A 22,472-nucleotide genomic window follows, 5' to 3' on the forward strand; every position below is an offset into this window, starting at 1 on the left:
CCGACCCATGGCTGCCACCACGTCCACGCAGGCCGAGCACGACGACGCCCACCAGGAGCTGACGGCCGCCCAGGCGGGCGTCCTCGCCGCCCAGCGGATCGACCCGGACAACCCCGCCTACAACGTCGGCCAGTACGTGCGCATCGACGGCGAGTTCGACGGCGACCTGCTGGAGGCGGCGCTGCGCCGGGTGCTCGCCGAGGCGGACGGGCTGCACATCCGGCTCGCCGAGCGGCAGGGGCGCACCGTCGCGCTGACCCGCGCGTTCGACGCCGACGCCTGGGTCCTGCCCCGGCTCGACACCAGCGGTGCCACCGACCCCGTCGGGGCCGCCGTCACCCTGGTCCGTGAGCAACTGGCCGTCCCGGCCGTCCTGGAGGGGCCCGGCGCCGACGCCCTCACCGGCTCGCTGCTGGTGCGTACCGGGCCGACCGGCCACCTGTGGTTCCAGTGGTTCCACCACCTGGTCGTCGACGGCTACAGCGTCGCCCTGTTCACCCGCCGGGTCGCCGAGGTCCACACCGCGCTCGCCACCGGGACGGCGGTCCCGGACAGCCCGTTCCGCCCGGCGGCCCTGCTCGTCGACGCCGAACGCGACTACCTCGGCTCCGAGCGCGCGGAGGCCGACCGGGCGTACTGGCAGGAGCGCTTCGCCGACCGGCCGGCCGTCGTCGGCCTCACCGAGTCCACCGCGCCGGCCGGCCCCGCCGCCCTGCGTCACCGGGTCGAACTCCCCGAAGGGCGGAGCGCGGCCGTGCTCGCCGCCGCCCGGGCCGCCCGGGCCACCTGGGCCGAGGCCGCGAACGCCGCGTTCTCCGCCTACCTCCACCGGATGACCGGCACCACCGACGCCGTCCTCGGCATGCACGTCATGGCCCGCACCGCGCCCGGCACGCTGCGGGTCCCGGGGATGGCCGTCAACATCCTGCCGGTGCGACTGGCGGTCACCGGCCAGGACACCTTCGACGCGCTGCTGCGGCGCTCCGCAGCGGAGTTGACGGCCGTGCGCCGGCACCAGCTGCACCGCGGCGAGTCCATCCGGCGCGAGCTCGGACTGGTGGGCACCGACGCGCGCCTGCACGGCCCGATGCTCAACCTCAAGCCCTTCGACCTCGACCTCGACTTCGCCGGCAGCCCCGGAACCACCGTCAACCTGGCCTCCGGCCCCGTCGAGGACCTCGCGCTGTCCGTCCACAAGACGCCCGACGACCGGCTGGTGCTGGAGTTCGACGCCAACCCCGCCCGCTACGGCCCGGGTGAACTCGCCCGCCACGCCGAGCGCTTCGCGGCCCTGCTGACCCGACTGGCCACCGCGCCGGACCGCCCGCTGGCCGAACTGCCGCTGCTCGCCGACGACGAACTCCACGACGTCCTGCACGGCTGGAACGACACCGGGCGCGAGGTCCGTGAGGGCACCCTGGTCAGCCGGATCGCCGAACGGGTCGCCGAGACGCCCGACGCGGTCGCGGTGGTCGCCGAGGACAGCAGCCTGACCTACGCCGAACTGGACGCCCGCTCGGACGCGTTGGCCCGTACCCTGCGGGCCGCCGGCGCCGGTGCGGACCGGGTGGTCGGCGTCGCCGTGCCGCGCTCGGCCGAGCTGATGGTCGCCCTGCTGGGCGTCCTCAAGTCCGGAGCCGCCTACCTGCCGCTGGACGCCGACTACCCGGCCGACCGGCTGGCCTACATGGTCGAGGACGCCGCCCCCGTCCGGGTCGTCACCGTCCCCGCGCTGCTCGACCGACTGCCGGAGGCCGCCCGCGCGCTCGCCCTCACCACCGACGCGCAGCACGACGCGGCCGACGCCGACGCCGCGCTGCCCGAGGTGTCGCCCGACCACGCCGCCTACCTGATCTACACCTCCGGCTCCACCGGCCGCCCCAAGGGCGTCGTGGTCACCCACCGGGCCATCGTCAACCGGCTCGCCTGGATGCAGCACACCTACCGGCTGGACTCCTCCGACCGGGTCCTGCAGAAGACCCCGGCCAGCTTCGACGTCTCCGTCTGGGAGTTCTTCTGGGCGCTGTGCGAAGGCGCCGCCGTCGTACCGGCCCGCCCCGAGGGCCACAAGGACCCCGCCTACCTGGCCGGCCTGATCGCCGAACAGGGCGTCACCACCCTGCACTTCGTGCCGTCCATGCTGCGCGCCTTCCTGGAGGAGCCCTCCGTCGCCGAGCGCTGCGCCGGACTGCGCCGGGCGTTCTGCTCCGGCGAAGCCCTGCCCGGTGACGTGGTCGACCGCTGGTACGGCGTCCTGCCCGGTGTGCCGCTGCACAACCTGTACGGTCCCACCGAGGCCGCCGTCGACGTCACCCACCACCACACCGCCCCGGCCGCCGGCGTCGTGCCGATCGGCCGTCCGGTCTGGAACACCCGGCTCTACGTCCTGGACGCCGCCCTGCGGCCCGTCCCGGTCGGCACGCCCGGCGAGCTCTACCTCGCGGGCGTCCAGCTCGCCCGCGGCTACCTCGGCCGCGCCGGGCTGACCGCCGGCCGCTTCGTCGCCGACCCGCACGGCGCGCCCGGCGAGCGGATGTACCGCACCGGCGACCTGGTGCGCTGGGCGCCGGACGGCACCGTCGAGTACCTCGGCCGCACCGACGACCAGGTCAAGGTCCGCGGCTTCCGGATCGAGCTCGGCGAGATCGAGGCCGCCCTGGAGGCCCTGCCGGGCGTCGTCCAGGCTGCCGTGACGGCCCGTGAGCTCACCCCCGGCGGCGCCCGCCAGCTGGTCGGCTACGTCGTCCCCGCGCCCGGCGACCCCGAGGCGCTGCGCACCGAACTCGCGCACACCCTGCCCGAGCACATGGTCCCGGCCGTCCTCGTCGGCCTCGACACCCTTCCGCTGAGCCTCAACGGCAAGCTCGACCGCAAGGCCCTGCCCGCGCCCGCCGCCGGCGGCGGTGCGGGCGGCGGTGCCCCCCGCACCGAGGCCGAGCGGATCCTGGCCGGCCTGGTCGCCGAGGTCCTCGGCCTGCCCGGCGACCAGGTGGGCGTCGAGGACAACTTCTTCTCGCTCGGCGGCGACAGCATCTCCGCCATCCAGCTGGGCAGCCGCGCCCGCCGCGCCGGATTCCGGATCACCCCGCGGGTGGTCTTCGACAAGCGCACCGTCGGGCGGATCGCCGCGGCCGCCGAGGCCACCCTCGACGACCCGGCCGGCCGGCCGGCCGTCGACACCACCGGCCCCCTGCCCACCACGGCGATCAGCGAGTGGCTGCGCGAGCGCGGCGGCCCCGTCGCCCGCTTCGGCCAGCACACCGTGGTCACCGTGCCCGCCGGACTCGACCCCCAGCGCCTCGCCGACGCCCTGGACACCCTGACCGACCACCACGACGCCCTGCGCCTGCGCCTGCACGTCGCGGAGGACGGCGGCTGGACCCAGGAGGTCCGCCCGGTCGGCTCCGCACCCGCCGCCGACCGGCTGCGCCACCTCCGGGTCGCCCCGGAGGAGCTCGCCGCGGCCGCCGCCGTCGAGCGCGAGGCCGCCGCCGACCGCCTCGACCCCGGACTCGGCGTGGTCCTCCAGGCCGTCCACCTGGACGCCGGGGCCGACCACCCCGGGCTGCTGGTGCTGGCCGCGCACCACCTCGCCGTCGACGGCGTCTCCTGGCGCATCCTGCTGCCCGACCTGCGCGCCGCCTACGAGGGCCGGCCCCTGGAGCCCGTCGCCACGCCGCTGCGGGCCTGGACCCTGGGCCTCGCCCGGGCCGCCGCCGGCGACCTCGTCCGCTCCGAACTCCCGCTCTGGCAGGGCGTGTCGGCGGAAGGGAGCGGCCCGCTGCTCGGTGAGCGTCCGCTCGACCCGGCCCGTGACACCGCCGCCACCACCCGGCGGCTGCGGCTGACCCTGCCCGCCGACCGCACCGCCCCGCTGCTGACCGAGGTGCCCGCCACCCGCCGGGCCGGTGTCGACCACGTCCTGCTCACCGGGCTGGCCCTCGCCCTGCTGGCCCGCCGCCGCGCCCGCCTCGGGGCCGACGCCCGCGCCGACCTGCTGGTCCGGCTGGAGGGCCACGGCCGCGAGGACGCGCTCGTCCCCGGTGCCGACACCTCGCGCACCGTGGGCTGGCTGACCAGTGAGTTCCCCGTCCGCCTCGACCTGACCGGCGTCGACCCCGCCGCCGCCCTGGCCGGCGAGCCGGCCGCCGGGCGTGCCCTGGCCCTGGTCAAGGAGCAGCTGCGCGCCCTGCCCCACGCCGGAACCGGCCACGGCCTGCTGCGCCGGCTGGACCCGGTCTCCGCCGCCGCCCTCGCCGACCTCGCCGAGCCCCAGCTGCTCTTCAACTACCTCGGCCGCTTCGCCGCCGCCGGCGGGGAGTGGACGGTCGCGCCGGAGGCCGGGGACGCCATCACCGCGTCCACCGATCCCGGGCTGCCCTGCGCCCACGCCCTGGAGATCGGCGCGTTCGTCCACGACGGCTCCTCCGGCCCCGAGCTGACCGTCCAACTGACCTGGCCGCAGGGCCTGTTCGGGGAGGAGGCGGTCCGCGCGATCGCCGCGGACTGGTTCGCCCACCTGGACGCGCTCACCCGCTACGCCGCGCGCCCCGACGCCGGCGGCCTGACCCCCTCCGACGTGCCGCTCGTCCCGGTCACCCAGGCCGTCCTCGACCGCGTCGCCGCCGACCACCCGGACACCCGCGACGTGCTGCCGCTGTCGCCGCTCCAGGACGGCCTGCTCTTCCACGCCCTCCTCCAGGACGAGCAGGGCGACGACGACCTCTACACCTCCCTCACCTCCCTGGACCTGCGCGGCCCGCTCGACCGCACCGCCCTGGTGCACGCCGTCGACGCGGTCGTCAACCGGCACAGCGCGCTGCGCGCCGCCTTCCCCGGTGCGGGCTCCGGCGAGCCGCTCCAGCTGGTCGCCGGCCGGGTCCGGGTGCCGTGGAGCGAGCACGACCTCACCGCCGTCCCGGACGACCTGCGGGAGGAGGAGATCCTCCGGATCGAGGACGCCGAGGCCGCCCGGCGCTTCGACCTCGCCCGGCCCCCGCTGGTGCGCTGCGCCCTGATCGCCCTCGGCCCGGACCACCACCGGTTGCTGCTGACCCGCCACCACATCGTCATGGACGGCTGGTCCACGCCCGTCCTGCTGCGCGAGCTGATCACCGCCTACGGGGCCGGTGGCAGCGTCGAGGGGCTGCCCGCCGCGGCGCCGTACGCGGACCACCTCGGCTGGCTGGCCGCCCGGGACACGGCCGCCGACACCGATGCCTGGCGGCGGGCGCTGGCCGGAGTGGCCGCGCCGACCCTGCTCGCCGACGCGCTCGGCACCCCGGCCACCGGCACCGCCGCGGCGGGCCGCGAGATCGACCTGCCGATCCCGGCGGAGCTGTCCGCGGCCCTCACCGCCACCGCCCGGGAGCACGGGCTGACCCTCAACACCCTGGTCCAGGGCGCCTGGGCGATCCTGCTCGGCCGACTGACCGGGCGCACCGACGTGGTGTTCGGCGCCACCGTCTCCGGCCGCCCGGGCGAACTGCCCGGTGTGGAGTCCATGGTCGGCCTGTTCAGCAACACCGTCCCGGTGCGTTTCGAGCCGCGCGACGACGAGCGCGTCCTCGACGCGCTGGTCCGGCTCCAGGCGCAGCAGTCCGCGCTGCTCGACCACCAGTACCTCGGGCTGGCCGACATCCAGGCGCTGGCCGGGCACGGCACCCTGTTCGACACCCTGCTGGTCTTCGAGAACTACCCCGTCGACCCGGACCACCTGGCCGTCCGTGGCCTGCGGGTCGCCGGGATCGGCAACCGCGGTGCCACCCACTACCCGCTGACGCTGCTCACCCTGCCCGGCGAGGCCCCGCGGTTCACCGTCGAGTACCGACCCGACGTCTTCACCGCCGGACAGGCGGCGGCCGTCGGCGAGCGCCTGCTGCGGGTGCTCACCGCGATGACCGTCGGCCCGGACACCCCGGTCGGCGAGCTGGAGATCCTCTCCCCGGAGGAGCGCCGCACCGTCCTGGAGGAGTGGAACGCGACCGGCCGCGCCCTGCCCGGGGGCACCGTCGTCGACGCCTTCGCCGCCCGCGCCGCCGCGATGCCCGAGGAGACCGCGGTGGTCTTCGGCGATCGGAGGCTCCGCTACCGCGAGCTCGCCGAGCAGGTCACCCGCACCGCCCGCCACCTCGCCGCGCTCGGCGCCGGGCCCGGCCGGGTCGTGGCGCTGGCCCTGCCGCGCTCCGCCGACCTGGTCGCGGCCCTGCTCGGGGTCCTCGCCTCCGGCGCGTCGTACCTGCCGATCGACCTCGACCACCCGGACGAGCGGATCGCCCTCATGCTGGAGGACGCCGACCCGCTGCTCACCCTGACCACGGCCGAGACCGCCGGGCGCCACCCCGTACTGGCCGCGGACGGCCGGGGCGTGGTCACCCTCGCCGAGGTCGGCACGCTGAGCGCCGAACCGGTGCGCCCGCACCTCGACGACCTCGCGTACGTCATCCACACCTCCGGTTCCACCGGCCGCCCCAAGGGCGTCCAGGTGCCCCACCGGGGCCTGGTCAACATGCTGGAGCACCACGGCAACACCGTCTTCGCCCGGGCCGTCGCCCGGGCGGGCGGGCGCCGCCTGCGCGCCGCGCACACCGCCTCGTTCTCCTTCGACTCCTCCTGGGAGCAGCTGCTCTGGCTGATCCAGGGACACGAACTCCACGTGTACGGCGAGGACCTGCGCCGCGACCCGCAGGCCCTGGTCCAGCGGCTGCTCGCCGACCGCATCGACACCCTCGACGTCACCCCGTCCTTCGGCCAGCAGCTGGTGGAATGGGGCCTGCTCGACTCCGAGCGGTACCGCCCGCTGCTCTTCCTGGTCGGGGGCGAGGCCGTCGGCGACACCCTGTGGACCCGTATCCGGGAGACCGAGGGCGTGCTCGGGCACAACTTCTACGGCCCGACCGAGTACACCGTCGACACCCTCGGCGCGGCCCTGGACGACAGTCCGACCCCGTTCGTCGGCCGTCCGATCGGCAACACCCGGGTCTATGTGCTGGACGCCCGGCTGCGCCCGGTCCCGGCCGGGGTGGCGGGCGAGCTGTACATCGCCGGGCCGGGCCTGGCCCGCGGCTACGGCAACCGGCCCGCGCTCACCGCGAGCCGCTTCGTGGCCGACCCGTTCGGAGCGCCCGGTGAGCGGATGTACCGCACCGGCGACCTGGTCCGCCACCGCCCCGACGGCAGTCTGGACTACCTCGGCCGCGACGACGACCAGGTGAAGATCCGCGGCTTCCGGGTCGAGCCCGGCGAGGTCGAGGCGGTACTCGCCGCCCAGCCAGGCATCGCCCAGGCGGCCGTGCTCGCCCGCGCGGGCGCGGGCGGCGTCAAGCGACTGGTCGGCTACGTCGTCGCGGCGCCCGGCGCCGTCGCCGACCCCGCCGTGCTGCGCAAGGCGCTCGCCGACGCCCTGCCCGAGTACCTCGTCCCGGCGGCCATCGTGCCGCTGGCCGCCCTCCCGCTGAACGTCAACGGGAAGCTCGACCGGCAGGCCCTGCCCGAGCCGGGTGCGGAGGACTACGCGGCCCCCGCCGGGCGGGCGCCGCGCACCGAGCGGGAGGCCGTGATCTGCGCCGTCTACGCGGACGTGCTCGGCCTGCCCGCCGTCGGGGTCGACGACGACTTCTTCCTCCTCGGCGGCCACTCCCTGCTCGCCACCCGGGTGGTCGGCCGACTGCGCGCCGCCCTCGGCACGGACGTCGCCATCCGGGACCTGTTCGAGACCCGCAGTGCCGCCGCCTTCGCCGCCCGGCTGGACGGCCAGGAGGGCGGACGCACCGCCCCGGCGGCCCGCCCGCGCCCGGAGCGCATCCCGCTGTCGCCCGCCCAGGCCCGGCTCTGGTTCCTCCAGCGCCTCCAGGGACCCAGCACCGCGTACACCATTCCGTGCGCACTGCGCATCGACGGCGAGCTGGACGTGCCCGCCCTGCGCAGCGCCTTCGCCGACGTGCTGGCCCGGCACGAGGCCCTGCGCACCGTCTTCCCCGACCACGAGGGGCGGCCCCACCAGCACGTCCTGGACCCGAAGACGGCCGGGCTGCCGTTCACCGTCGCCGAGGTCACCGAGGGGCGCCTGGACGCGGAGGTGGCCGCGGCCGGCGCGTACGCCTTCGACCTGGCCACCGAGATCCCGGTCCGCGCCACCCTGCTGACGGCCGGTCCCCGCCGCCACGTGCTGAGCATCGCGCTGCACCACATCGCCGGCGACGAGTGGTCGGAGGGCGTACTGCTGCGCGACCTCGACCTCGCGTACGCCGCCCGCCGTGCGGGCGCCGTCCCCCGGTTCGCACCGCTGCCGCTGCAGTACGCCGACCACGCCCTGTGGCAGGGCGAACTCCTGGCCGCGGCGCAGGGCCCGGCAGCCGAGCAGACACGCTACTGGAGCGGGCGCCTGGCGGACCTGCCCGCCGAGCTGGTCCTGCCCACCGACCGGCCCCGCCCCGCCGAGGCCACCGGCCGGGGCGACGCGGTCCGGCTGCGCCTGCCCGACGGGCTGCACACCGCGCTGCGTGACTACGCCCGGCACAGCGGTGCCACGCCGTTCATGGTCACCCAGGCGGCCGCCGCGCTGCTGCTCGGCAAGCTGGCCGGGAGTGCGGACGTCGCGCTGGGCACGCCCGTCGCGGGCCGCACCGACGAGGTGCTGGAGTCCGTGGTCGGCTTCTTCGTCAACACCCTGGTGATGCGGCACGACCTGTCGGGCGAGCCGTCCTTCGACGAACTGGTCGCCCGCTCCCGGGAGACCGTCCTCGGCGCGCTCGCCCACCAGGACCTGCCCTTCGACCGGCTGGTGGAGATCGTCAACCCCGAGCGCTCGCTCGGCCGCCACCCGCTGTTCCAGGTGATGGTCCAGCACCGCCGGGAGGCCGACGGCCTGGACGGGCTGCTCGGCGCCCGCACCGCCCTGCTGCCCGACCCGGTGCACGCCGCCCGCTTCGACCTCGCCTTCACCTTCGTGGAGTCGGCCGACGGTGCCCGCACCGACCTGACCGTCATCTACGCCCAGGACCTCTTCGACCGCGCCACCGCCCGGCTGTTCGGCGGTCGGCTGATGCGGGTCATGGAGCAGGCCTTCGCCGCCCCCGGGCGGGCGGTGGACCGCATCGAGCCCACCTCCGCCCAGGAGCACCGCGGCCTGGCGGGGGAGTGGAACGCCACCGCCATCCCGGTGCGCGGGGGGACCCTGCTCGACCGGATCGCCGAGCGGACCGCCGCCACCCCCGACGCGGTCGCCGTGGTCTTCGAGGGCACCGAACTGACCTACCGCCAGCTGGACGAGCGGGCGGCGGTCCTCGCCGGCGCGCTGGGCGCGGCCGGAGCCGGACCGGACCGGATCGTCGCCGTCGCCGTGCCCCGCTCGGCCGAGCTGATGGTCGCGCTGCTCGCCGTGCTCAAGTCCGGTGCCGCCTACCTCCCGCTGGACACCGAGTACCCGGCCGAACGGCTGGCCGGCATGGTCGAGGACGCCACTCCGGTGTGCGTGCTCACCCTGCCCGGGCTGGAGGCGGGCCTGCCCGCCGTCCCCGGCGTGCCGGTGCTCACCGTCGACGCCCAGGCGCCGGCCGGCGCGGCGCCCGCCGTCGCCCCGGACGCCGATCACGCGGCGTACGTGATCTTCACCTCCGGTTCCACCGGTCGTCCCAAGGGCGTCGTGGTCACCCACCGGGCGATCGTCAACCGGCTCGACTGGATGCGCGAGGTCTACGGCGTCACGGCCGCCGACCGCGTCCTCCAGAAGACCCCGGCCAGCTTCGACGTGTCGGTCTGGGAGTTCTTCCTGCCGCTGGTCAGTGGCGCCCGGGTGGTGCTCGCCCGGCCGGGCGGCCACCGCGAGCCCGAGTACCTCGCCGCGCTGGTGGCCCGCGAGGGGGTGACCGCCTGTCACTTCGTGCCCTCGATGCTCACCGCGTTCACCGGCGCGGCCGAGCAGGACGCCGCCGTCCGGCGCGCCTTCGCCGACGTCCAGCGGGTGTTCTGCTCCGGCGAGGCCCTGCCCGCCACCGCCGTGGACCGATTCCTCGCCCTGTGGCCGCAGATCGGCCTGCACAACCTGTACGGCCCGACCGAGGCCGCCGTCGACGTGACCTACCACCGCGCCTGGGCAGGCTCCGGGGTCGTGCCCATCGGCCGCCCGGTCTGGAACACCCGCCTGCACGTGCTCGACGCCCGGCTGCGGCCCGTCCCGGTCGGCGTCCCCGGGGAGCTCTACCTCTCCGGCGTCCAGCTGGCCCGCGGCTACCTCGGCCGTCCCGGGCTGACCGCCGGCCGCTTCGTGGCCGACCCGTTCGGCACCGGCGAGCGGATGTACCGCACCGGCGACCTGGTGCGCCGCCGCATCGACGGCGAGGTCGAGTACCTCGGCCGCACCGACGACCAGGTGAAGATCCGGGGCTTCCGGATCGAGCTCGGCGAGATCGAGGCCGCCCTGGCCGCGGTGCCGGGCGTCGGCCAGGCGGCCGTCACCGCGAAGGCCCTCACCGAAGGCGGTGCCCGGCAGCTGCTCGGCTACGTCGTCCCGCAGCCCGGCGCGAACGTGGCGTCCGAGGCCGTGCGGGCGGCCGTCGCCGCCGTCCTGCCCGAGCACATGGTCCCCGTCGTGGTCACCGTCCTGGAGGCGCTGCCGCTGAGCGTCAACGGCAAGCTCGACCGCAAGTCCCTGCCGCTGCCGGGCCGTCGCCCGGAACCGGCCGCCGGCGCGGGCACCGGGGCCTCCCCGGCGGCCGCCCTGGCCCGGGTGTTCGCCGAGGTGCTCGGCCTGGCCGAGGTCGGCGAGGACGAGAACTTCTTCGCCCTCGGCGGCGACAGCATCGTGTCGATCCAGCTGATCAGCCGCGCCCGCAGGGCCGGGTTCGACCTGGCCGCCAAGGACGTGTTCCAGTACCCGACCCCCGCCGCCCTGGCCGAGGCCAAGGGCCTGGCGGTCGCCGCCCCCGCCGTGACCCGGGCCGTCGCGCCCCCGGCGGACGGCGAACTGCCCGCGCTGCCGGTGGTGCACTGGCTGCGCGAACGCGGCGGGCCGATCGACCGGTTCAACCAGTCGGTGCTGCTCACCACCCCGGCCGGGCTGCGCGAGGAGCCGCTGCGCGCCGCGCTGGCGGCGCTGGCCGTCCGTCACCCGGCCCTGCGGCTGGGCCTGGACCGGACCGACGGCCTGTGGACCCAGGAGATCCTCCCGGCCGCCCAGGCACCGGCGGTCACCGAGGCCGACACCCTGCGCCGGGTCGACGCCCGGACCACCGAGCTCACCGCGCTGCTGGCCCGGGAAGCCGACGCCGCGGCGTCGGCGCTCGACCCCGGCACCGGCCGGGTGCTGCGCGCCGTCTGGTTCGACGCCGGCGACGACCGGGAGGGCAGGCTGCTGCTGACCGTGCACCACCTCGCGGTGGACGGGGTCTCCTGGCGCACCCTGCTGCCCGGGCTGGCCACCGCCTACCGGGCGCTCGCCGAGGACGGCGAGCCCGCCCTCGAACCCGAGGCCCACAGCCTGCGCTCCTGGTCGGAGGACCTGCTGACGCACGCCCAGGGGCGCGCCCGCACCGCCGAGGCCGCCCACTGGCGCACCGCCCTGGCCGGACCGGCCGGACCGCTCGCTGAACTGGCCGCCGACCCGGAGCGCGACACCGTCGCCACCGTACGGACCCTGCGCCGGGTGCTCCCCGCGGAGCGCACCGCCCCGCTGCTCACCGAGGTGCCCAAGGCGTTCGGCGCCGGCGTCGACGACGTGCTGCTGGCCGGACTGGTGCTCGGCGTCGCCGCCGCCCGCCCGGGCGGAGCCCCCGCGCTCCAGGTCGACCTGGAGGGCCACGGCCGCGGCGGCCACGGGGACCACACCCCCGACCTGGCCGGCACCGTGGGCTGGTTCACCACCGTCCACCCCGTCCGGCTCGACCTCACCGGGACCGACCCGGCCGAGGCGCTCACCGGCGGTCCCGCCGCCGGGCAGGCGCTCAAGCTGGTGAAGGAGCAGCTGCGCGCCGCACCCGACAAGGGCCTCGGCTTCGGCCTGCTGCGCCACCTCAACGCCCAGACCGCCCCGCTGCTGGCCGCCTGCCCGCGCTCGCAGGTGCTCTTCAACTACCGGGGCCGCGCCGACGGCGCCGGCGTCGCAGCCGGTGGCTGGCCGTTCGCCCCGCAGCCCGAGCGGGACACCGTCGCGGCGGCGGCCGCCCCCGACCCGCGGATGGCGGCCGGCTACCCGCTGGAGATCGACGCGGTCGTCCGGACCGGCGCCGACGGGCGGCCCGAACTGGCCGTCGAGTGGAGCTGGCCGCAGGCCCTGCTGACCGAGGCAGAGGTCGCCGGGCTCGCGGACGCCTGGTTCGCCGCGCTCGACGCCCTCGCCCGGCACACCGCCACCGGCGACGCCGGCGGCATCACCCCGTCCGACCTCGGCCTGGTCTCGCTGAAGCAGACCCAGATCGACCGGCTGGAGTCCCGGCTGCGCGGACGGCGCCGCCGATGAGCGACCGCACCGCACCCCCCGTCCCGACCGACCACCGCCCCACCGACCCCAGGACCGAGAAGACCGAGATGAACGACTCCACCGCCCCGATCGACGACTCCCGGACCACGGCCTCGTCGGACCTGGAGGACGTCTACCCGCTCTCCTCGCTCCAGGAGGGCCTGCTCTTCCACGCCCTCTACGACGACCGCGCCCGCGACGTCTACGTCGTCCAGTCGCACCTCGACCTGGCCGGCCCGGTCGACAGCCCCCGACTGGCCGCCGCCGTGGACGCGCTGCTCGCCAGGCACGCCAACCTGCGGGCCGGGTTCTGGTACGAGGACCCGGAGGCCGTCGTCCAGTTCGTCCAGCGCTCCGTCGCGACGCCGCTGCGGGAGACGGACCTGAGCGCGCTCACCGGCGAGGCCCAGGACGCCGCCGTGCGCGCCGCCATGGACGCGGACTGGCAGCGGCGCTTCGACCTCGACACCCCGCCGCTGCTGCGGTTCGCCCTGCTGCGCCTCGGCGACGGCCGCTCCCGGCTGGTGCTGACCTGCCACCACCTGCTGCTCGACGGCTGGTCGATGCCGATCGTGTTCCGGGAGCTGCTGGCCCTCTACGGCTCCTCCGGTGACGCCTCGGCACTCCCGGCGGTCCGGCCCTACAAGGACCACCTGGCGCTGCTGGCCACCCGCGACACCGCCGCCGCCGAGCGGGCCTGGACCGAGGCGCTGGCCGGTGTCGAGCAGGCCCACCCGGTGGCGCCCGGCGCGCCGTCGGCCCCCGCCGGTGAACCCGGCCTGGTCACCCGGTACGCCGGGGAGGAACTCTCGCAGCGGATCACCGCCGCCGCGCGGGGCTGCGGACTGACCCTCGGCAACGTCGCCAACACCCTCTGGGGCGTCCTGGTCGGCTCGCTCACCGGCACCCCCGACGTGGTCTTCGGCACCACCGTCTCCGGCCGCCCCGACGACCTGCCGGGCGCCGAGTCCATGGTCGGCCTGTTCATCAACACCGTTCCGGTCCGGGTCCGGCTCACCCCGGGCGCCACGCTGGCCGCCGTCGCCGCCGAGGTGCAGCGCGAACAGGCCGGGCTGATGGCCCACCAGCACCTGGGCCTGGGCGCGATCCAGCGCCGCAGTGCCGTCGAGGGCGACCTCTTCGACACCCTCCTGGTGGTGGAGAACTACCAGGGCGGCGGCGACGCGCTGCGCGAGAGCCTCGGCTCCGCCGAGGGCCTGACCATCACCGCGCTCGGCGCCCGCGACGCCACCCACTACCCGCTCGGCCTCACCGTGCTGCCCGGCACCGACCTGCGGGTCGAACTGGAGTACCGGCCGGACCTCTTCACCGCGGCCGAGGCCGCCCGGCTCGCTGACCGCTTCCTGGCCCTGCTCGGGGCCTTCGCCGACGCCCCGGAGACCCGGCTGGACCGGCTGGAACTGCTCGACGCCGCCGAGCGGGCCGCGCTGCCCGCCACCCTGGCCGGCCCGGGGCACCAGGTGCCCGCCGGCACCGTCGCCGACCGCCTCGCCGACCAGGCCCGGCGCACGCCCGACGCCCGCGCACTGGTCGGTCCCTCGCTGTCCGGCCTCCCGGCCGTGGTGAGCTTCGCCGAACTGGACGCCGACGCCGACCGGCTGGCCCGGCTGCTGCTCTGCCGCGGCCTCGGACCGGACCGGGTCGCCGCCATCGCCGTGCCCCGCTCCACCGACACCGTCACCGCGATCCTCGCCGTGCTCCGGGCCGGCGGCGCCTACCTCCCGCTCGACCTGGACCACCCGGACGACCGGCTCGCCCTGCTGCTCGACGACGCCCGCCCGGCCGTCCTGCTGACCACCTCCGTCGTCGCGAAGCGGCTGCCCGACCTGCCCGGCACCACCGTCCTGCTGCTGGACGCCCCGGAGACCCGCGGCGCCGTGGCCGCGATGCCGGACGGCCCGCTCGCCGACACCGAGCGCGGCGGTCCGGTCCACCCCGACCGGGCCGCGTACATCATCCACACCTCCGGTTCCACCGGCCGCCCCAAGGGCGTCGTGATCACCCACCGGGGCCTGGCCAACCTGGCCCACGACCACCTCTCCGGCCCCTTCGCGGCAGCCCTGGACGCGGCCGGACTCCAGCGGCTGCGCGCCCTGCACACGGCCTCCTTCTCCTTCGACTCCTCCTGGGAGCAGCTGATCTGGCTGATCGGCGGCCACGAGCTGCACATCCTCGGTGAGGACGACCGCCGTGACGCCGAGGCCGTCGTCGGCTACACCCGCGCCGAGCGCGTCCACGCCCTCGACGTGACCCCGAGCTACGCCCAGCAGCTGCTGGACTCCGGGCTGCTGGCCGGCGAGCACCGCCCGCCGGTCCTGCTGCTCGGCGGCGAGGCGCTGCCCGAACCGCTCTGGACCAGGCTGCGGGCCGAGCCCGGCGTGACCGTGCTGAACTACTACGGCCCGACCGAGTTCACCGTCGACGCGCTGCTCGCGGACCTCGCCGACAGCGACACCCCGAGCATCGGGCGCCCGCTGGCCGCCGGCCGCGCCTACGTGCTCGACGGGCTGCTGCGGCACGTCCCGACCGACGCCCCCGGCGAGCTCCACCTGGCCGGCGTCCAGCTGGCGCGCGGCTACCTGGACCGCCCCGGGCTGACCGCCGAGCGCTTCGTCGCCGACCCGTTCGGCGGGCCCGGGGAGCGGATGTACCGCACCGGGGACCTGGTCCGCCGCCGGGCCGACGGCAGCATCGACTACCTCGGCCGGGTGGACGACCAGATCAAGATCCGCGGCTACCGGATCGAGCTGGGCGAGATCGAGGCGGCGCTGGTCGCGCAGCCCTCGGTGGCGCAGAGCGCCGTGCTGGTGCGCCGCGGCGCCGTGGACCGGGTGGTCGCCTACGTGGTGCCGGCTCCGGGCGCGAGCCTGGACACCGCAGCCCTGCACGACGCCGTCGCCGCCCGGCTGCCCGAGTACATGGTCCCGTCCGCGTACGCCGTGCTCGACGCCCTGCCGCTGACCGTCAACGGCAAGCTCGACCGCAAGGCGCTGCCCGACGACGCCCTGGACTACACCGGGATCTCGGCCGGCCGCGCGGCCGAGACCGAGACGGAGCGGCTGCTCTGCGAGCTGTACGCCGAGGTCCTCGGCCTGCCGGAGACCGGTGCCGAGGACGACTTCTTCCGGCTCGGCGGCGACAGCATCGCCTCCATCCGGCTGATCGGCGTCGCCCGGGCCGAGGGCCTGGCGCTCAGCCCGCGCGACGTGTTCGAGGGCCGGACCCCCGCCGCCCTGGCCGCGCTCGCCGACGCCCGCGGGACGGCGGAGCAGGCCCCCGAGCTGCCCGAACTCCCCGAGGCCACCGCCGCCGAGGCCGAGGCCGTCCGCGCCGTCGTCCCGGAGCTGGAGATCGAGGAGATCTGGCCGGTCTCCCCGTTGCAGGAGGGACTGCTCTTCGAGGCCGGTTACGACGACCGCTCCCTGGACGTCTACACCTCCCGCGACGTGGTGTCGCTGACCCGCCGCGTCCCCCTGGAGCGACTGCGGGCGGCCCTCGCCGCCGTCCTGGAACGCCACCCCAACCTGCGGGCCGGCTTCCTCCAGGACGGGCCCGGCCGGCCGCTGCAGTTCGTCCCCCGCGCGGTGGACGTGCCGCTGGGCGAGACCGACCTCTCCGCCCTCGCGCCGGAGGAGTTCGACGAGCGGCTGCGCGAACTGACCGAGCGCGAGGCGGCGACCCGCTTCGACCTGACCGCCCCGCCGCTGCTGCGGGTGGTCTCGGTCCTCGCCCCCGGCGGCGGGCAGCGCATCCTGATCACCAACCACGCGCTGCTGTGGGACGGTTGGTCCTCCGGGCTGTTCCTCCAGGAGCTGCTGACCCACTGCGCCGGGCAGCCGGCCCCCGAGACCGGCCTGCCGTACCGCGACTTCCTGCGCTGGCTCACCGCCCAGGACGCCGAGCAGGGCGCGGCGGCCTGGCGCGAGTCGCTGGCCGGGCTGACCGAGCCCACCCTGCTGGCGCCGCAGGCGCGCGAGCGAGCCGCCCTGCTGCCGCAGCAGGTGACCGCGGGGATATCCGCCGAACTCACCGCCCGGATCGCGGAGTTCGCCCGCGAGCGCGGTCTGACCCTGAACACGGTGCTCTCCGGCGCCTGGGGCCTGCTGCTCTCCGGTCTGACGGCCCGGGAGGACGTCGTCTTCGGCGCCACCGTCTCCGGACGCCCGGCCGAGCTGCCCGGCATCGACGCCACCATCGGCATGTTCCTCAACACCGTGCCGGTGCGCGCCCGGCTGGACGGGGCGGAGAGCGTCACCGCCTTCCTCACCCGACTGCAGTCCGAGCAGACCGCCCTGCTGGCGCACCACCAGACCGGCCTGGGCGAGATCCAGCGCGGCACCGGCTTCGGCCGGCTCTTCGACACCCTCCAGGTGCTCCGCAACACCCCCGCCGACGAGGGCGTCCGCGACCGCATCCGGGAAGGCCTGGGCGTCCAGGACGTGGAGGACGTCGACGCCACCCACTTCCCGCTGATCTTCATCACCAATCCCGGCGAGGCGCTCTCCTTCGAGTGGAAGTACCGCCCGGACGTCTTCGAGCGCTCCACCGTGGAGCAGCACGCCGAGCGCCTGGTCTCCCTGCTCGGCCAGCTCGTCGACCACCCCGACCGGCCCGTACGCGGCCTGGACGTGTTGACGTCGGGTGAGCGTGGGTTGTTGGGGGAGTGGGCGGCGACGGGTCGTGGGTTGCCGGAGGCTTCGGTGGCGGACCTGTTGGCGGAGCGTGCGCTGCTGGTGCCGGACGAGGTGGCGGTGGTGCAGGGTGCGGTGGCGTGGACGTATGCGGAGTTGGATGCGCGGGTGAACCGGCTGGCGCGGTTGTTCGTGGCGCGGGGTGCCGGTCCTGAGCGGGTGGTGGCGTTGGGGCTGCCGCGTTCGTTGGACATGGTGGCGGCGTTGTTCGCGGTGCTGCGGGCGGGTGCGGCGTACCTGCCGTTGGAGCTGGACTACCCGGTGGAGCGGCTGGCGTTCATGGTGGAGGACACCGCCCCCGTCTGCCTGGTCACCGACTCCACGGCCGTCGGCCACGTCCCGGCCCACCACAACACCGTGCTGCTGGACGCCGAGGCCGTCCGCGCGGAGCTGGACGCCCTGCCCGCCGAGCCCTACGCGGCGCCCTACGAGCCGGACGCGGCGGCGTACGTGATCTTCACGTCGGGGTCGACGGGTCGGCCGAAGGGGGTGGTGACGCCGTACCGGGGTCTGACGAACATGCAGTTGAACCACCGGCAGGAGATCTTCGATCCGGTGGTGGCGTCGGCGGGCGGTCGGCGGCTGCGGATCGCCCACACGGTGTCGTTCTCCTTCGACATGTCGTGGGAGGAACTGCTGTGGCTGGTCGAGGGGCACGAGGTGCACGTCCTCGACGAGGCCCTGCGCCGGGACACCCAGCGGCTGGCCGACTACTGCGCCGAACACGCCGTCGACGTCGTCAACGTCACCCCCTCCTACGCCCAGGCGCTGGTGGAGTGCGGCCTGCTGGACGAGGGTCGGCACCGTCCGGTGCTGGTGCTGCTGGGGGGTGAGGCGGTGGCGGAGACGTTGTGGTCGCGGCTGCGGGACACCCCGGGGGTGACGGGTTACAACCTGTACGGGCCGACGGAGTACACGATCAACACGCTGGGCGGCGGGACGCTGGACTCGGCGACGGCGACGGTGGGGCGGCCGATCTGGAACACGGTGGCGCACGTGCTGGACGGTCATCTGCGGCCGGTGCCGGTGGGTGTGCCGGGTGAGCTGTACGTCAATGGTGTGGGTCTGGCGCGGGGTTACCTGAACCGGGCGGGGCTGACGGCGGAGCGTTTCGTGGCGGACCCGTTCGGGGAGCCGGGTTCGCGGATGTACCGCACGGGTGACGTGGTGCGCTGGCGGGCCGATGGTCTGCTGGACTTCCTGGGCCGGGCGGACGACCAGGTGAAGATCCGGGGCTACCGGGTCGAGCCGGGGGAGATCGAGGACGCGATCGCCGCGCACGAGGACGTGGCCCAGGCCGCGGTGGTGGTCCGTGAGGACACCCCCGGCGTCAAGCGCCTCGCCGCCTACCTCGTCCCCGCCGGAACCGGCGTCGACGTCGCCGAGGTGCGCAACGCGCTGGCCCGGAGCCTGCCCGAGTACATGGTCCCCTCGGCGTTCGTCGTGCTCGACGCGCTGCCGCTGACCGTCAACGGCAAGCTCGACCGCAACGCCCTGCCCGCACCCGACGCCTCCGCCACCGGCCGCGCCCCGCGCGACGCCCGCGAGGAGATCCTCTGCGGCGCCTTCGCCGAGGTGCTCGGCCTGACCGAGGTCGGCCCCGAGGAGCACTTCTTCGACCTCGGCGGCCACTCGCTGCTCGCCACCCGCCTGGTCACCCGGGTCCGCGCCCTGCTCGGCAGCCCGCTGACGGTCCGCGACCTCTTCGAGGCACCGACCCCGGCCGGGCTCGCCCACCGGGCGGGCGGCGACGGCGAGCGCCGCCCGGTCCTGGCCCGCCGCGAGCGGCCCGCCGACCTGCCGCTCTCGCACGCCCAGCGCCGGATGTGGTTCCTCCAGAACCTCGACGACTCCGGGGCGACCTACAACGTGCCGCTGGTGGTCCGGGTCACGGGCGCGCTCGACGTGGACGCGCTGCGCGCCGCCGTCCGCTCGGTGACCGAACGGCACGAGAGCCTGCGCACCGTCTTCACCGAGCGCGACGGCTCCGTCTTCCAGCGGGTCCTGGACGCCCCGGCCGCCGCCGACGCCGTACACGTGGTCCGCTCCGGCGAGCACACCCTCGCCGCCGACGTCGAGGCCGCCGTCCGGTACGGCTTCGACCTCTCGGCCGAGGCGCCGCTGCGCGTCACCCTGCTGGAGGTCGGTCCGCAGGACCACGCCCTCGTCCTGCTGTTCCACCACATCGCCGGTGACGAGTGGTCGATGCTCCCGTTCATCGAGGACCTCACGGCGGCCTACACCGCGCACGCGGCCGGTGCCGCTCCGGCCTGGTCCCCGCTGCCGGTGCAGTACGCCGACTACACCCTGTGGCAGCAGGAGCTGCTCGGCGCCGACGACGACCCGCGGAGCCTGCACTCCCGCCAGGTCTCCTACTGGAAGGAGGCGCTGTCCGGGCTGCCCGAGGAACTGCCGCTGCCGACCGACCACCCCCGCACCCCGACCGCCGGCCACCGCGGCGACACCGTGTACGCCCAGGTGACCCCCGAGGTCTACCGCGGGCTGCGCGAGGCCGCCCGGGCCACCGGCGCCACCACCTTCATGGTGCTGCAGGCCGCGGTGGCGACCCTGCTGCACCGCCTCGGCGCCGGGGACGACATCCCGCTCGGCGCCCCGGTGGCCGGCCGCTCCGACGCCGGTCTGGACTCCCTGGTCGGCTTCTTCGTCAACACCCTGGTGCTGCGCAACGACCTCGCCGGCGACCCGACCTTCGCGGACCTGCTGATCCGCACCCGGGAGGCCGACCTGGCCGCCTTCGCCCACCAGGACCTGCCCTTCGACCGGCTGGTCGAGGCGGTCAACCCGCCCCGCGTGCCCGGCCGTCACCCGCTGTTCCAGGTGATGCTCGGCTACCAGCACAACGACGGCCAGGCCGGCCGGCTGCTCGGCCTGGAGAGCCGGATCCTGCCCTTCGAACTCGGTGCCGCGAAGTTCGAACTCGACTTCAACTTCGAGGAGACCTCCTCCACCGAGGAGATCGACATCGCCTTCGAGTACGCCACCGACCTCTACGAGCGGGCCACCGCCGAAGCCCTGGTCGAGCGGCTGCTCGCCGTGCTGGAGCAGGTCGCCGCGGACCCGCACCGCCGCATCGGCGGCCTGGACGTGTTGACGTCGGGTGAGCGTGGGTTGTTGGGGGAGTGGGCGGCGACGGGTCGTGGGTTGCCGGAGGCTTCGGTGGCGGACCTGTTGGCGGAGCGTGCGCTGCTGGTGCCGGACGAGGTGGCGGTGGTGCAGGGTGCGGTGGCGTGGACGTATGCGGAGTTGGATGCGCGGGTGAACCGGCTGGCGCGGTTGTTCGTGGCGCGGGGTGCCGGTCCTGAGCGGGTGGTGGCGTTGGGGCTGCCGCGTTCGTTGGACATGGTGGCGGCGTTGTTCGCGGTGCTGCGGGCGGGTGCGGCGTACCTGCCGTTGGAGCTGGACTACCCGGTGGAGCGGCTGGCGTTCATGGTGGAGGACACCGCCCCCGTCTGCCTGGTGACCAGCACCGCCGCCGAGGCCCGGATGCCCGAGGCGCCCGGGGTGGAGCGTCTGCTGCTGGACTCCCCGGAGACCGCGGCCGAACTCGACGCCCTGCCCGCGACCGCGCTCGGCCTGACGGTCGACCTGGACGCGGCGGCGTACGTGATCTTCACGTCGGGGTCGACGGGTCGGCCGAAGGGTGTGGTGACGCCGTACCGGGGTCTGACGAACATGCAGTTGAACCACCGGCAGGAGATCTTCGATCCGGTGGTGGCGTCGGCGGGCGGTCGGCGGCTGCGGATCGCGCACACGGTGTCGTTCTCCTTCGACATGTCGTGGGAGGAGCTGCTGTGGCTGGTCGAGGGGCACGAGGTGCACGTCCTCGACGAGGCCCTGCGCCGCGACGCCGAGGCCCTCGCGGCCTACTGCGCCGAACACGCCGTCGATGTGATCAACGTGACCCCGTCCTACGCCCAGGCCCTCGTCGACCGGGGGCTGCTGGACGAGGGTCGGCACCGTCCGGTGCTGGTGCTGCTGGGGGGTGAGGCGGTGGCGGAGACGTTGTGGTCGCGGCTGCGGGAGACCCCGGGGGTGATGGGTTACAACCTGTACGGGCCGACGGAGTACACGATCAACACGCTGGGCGGCGGGACGCTGGACTCGGCGACGGCGACGGTTGGCCGGCCGATCTGGAACACGGTGGCGCACGTGCTGGACGGTCATCTGCGGCCGGTGCCGGTGGGTGTGCCGGGTGAGCTGTACGTCAACGGTGTGGGCCTGGCGCGGGGTTACCTGAACCGGGCGGGCCTGACGGCGGAGCGTTTCGTGGCGGACCCGTTCGGGGAGCCGGGATCGCGGATGTACCGCACGGGTGACGTGGTGCGCTGGCGGGCCGATGGTCTGCTGGACTTCCTGGGCCGGGCCGACGACCAGGTGAAGATCCGGGGCTACCGGGTCGAGCCGGGCGAGATCGAGGACGCCATCGCCGCCCACGAGGACGTGGCCCAGGCCGCTGTGGTGGTCCGTGAGGACACCCCCGGCGTCAAGCGCCTCGCCGCCTACCTGGTGCCGAGTGAGGGTACCCTTATCGAGGTCACCGAGCTCCGGCGTATGCTGGCTGCCCGGCTGCCCGAGTACATGGTCCCGTCGGCGTTCGTCGTCCTCGACGCGCTGCCGCTGACCGTCAACGGCAAGCTCGACCGCAAGGCCCTGCCCGAGCCGGGCGCCGAGGACTACACGACCGCCGGATCGCAGCGCGAACCCCGGTACCCGAGCGAGAAGGCGGTGCACGCGGCCTTCGCGGAGGTGCTGGGCCTGCCCGCGCTCGGCATCGACGAGAACTTCTTCGACCTCGGCGGCCACTCGCTGCTCGCCATGTCGCTGCTCCAGCGGCTGCGCGGGGAGTTCGAGGGCGACCTCTGCCTGGCGGACCTGCTCGCCCGGCCGACCGTCGCCGCCCTGGCCGACCACCTGGTGGACCGTCTGGTCCACACCGCCCTCGGAGCGGAGCCCGGCGACGGCACCGCCTGCTCCGGCTGACCGACACCGACCCCACAGCCCGCGATCCCTTCGCCACGAACCCCAAGGAGACACCGATGAGCGCCACCAACCCGTTCGAGGACGACGACGCCCGCTACCTCGTGCTCGTCAACGCCGAGAACCAGCACTCCCTGTGGCCCGCCTTCGCCGAGGTCCCGGCCGGCTGGACCGTCGTCCACGGTGAGGACGGCCGCCAGGCCTGCACCGACTACATCGAGGCCAACTGGACCGACCTGCGCCCGGCCAGTCTGATCGCGCGCACCGAGGCCCAGTCCTCCTGACCCGCTCCGGGCGGGGACGGCCGA

3 protein-coding genes are annotated in these 22,472 nt (G+C 75.4%); all 3 read left to right on the forward strand.

Features of this window, described 5'->3' with window-relative positions; all coding sequences use genetic code 11:
• The first annotated feature begins 7 nt into the window (after positions 1 to 7).
• From ABTZ03_RS32590 to ABTZ03_RS32600, 3 genes are read left to right on the forward strand one after another with little or no spacing between them, the layout of a single operon-like run.
• On the forward strand, positions 8 to 12,454 hold the full coding sequence (locus ABTZ03_RS32590; RefSeq protein ID WP_350516743.1) for a non-ribosomal peptide synthetase: 12,447 nt from the start codon (positions 8 to 10) through the stop codon (positions 12,452 to 12,454).
• Positions 12,451 to 22,167, forward strand: a complete 9,717-nt coding sequence (locus ABTZ03_RS32595) for a non-ribosomal peptide synthetase (RefSeq protein WP_350516744.1) — start codon at positions 12,451 to 12,453, stop codon at positions 22,165 to 22,167. The genes ABTZ03_RS32590 and ABTZ03_RS32595 overlap by 4 nt, the downstream gene beginning before the upstream one ends.
• 56 nt (positions 22,168 to 22,223) lie before the next feature.
• Positions 22,224 to 22,448: an MbtH family protein gene (locus tag ABTZ03_RS32600; RefSeq protein WP_350516745.1), complete on the forward strand. Its 225-nt coding sequence runs from the start codon at positions 22,224 to 22,226 to the stop codon at positions 22,446 to 22,448.
• Positions 22,449 to 22,472 lie beyond the last annotated feature (24 nt).

Source organism: Kitasatospora sp. NPDC096077, from assembly GCF_040303245.1.
In the GTDB taxonomy this organism is placed as follows: domain Bacteria; phylum Actinomycetota; class Actinomycetes; order Streptomycetales; family Streptomycetaceae; genus Kitasatospora.

Coding starts and splice junctions, on each gene's coding strand:
- ABTZ03_RS32590 (WP_350516743.1), top strand. CDS start 8: ATGGCTGCCACCACGTCCACGCAGGCCGAGCACGACGACGCCCACCAG.
- ABTZ03_RS32595 (WP_350516744.1), top strand. CDS start 12,451: ATGAGCGACCGCACCGCACCCCCCGTCCCGACCGACCACCGCCCCACC.
- ABTZ03_RS32600 (WP_350516745.1), top strand. CDS start 22,224: ATGAGCGCCACCAACCCGTTCGAGGACGACGACGCCCGCTACCTCGTG.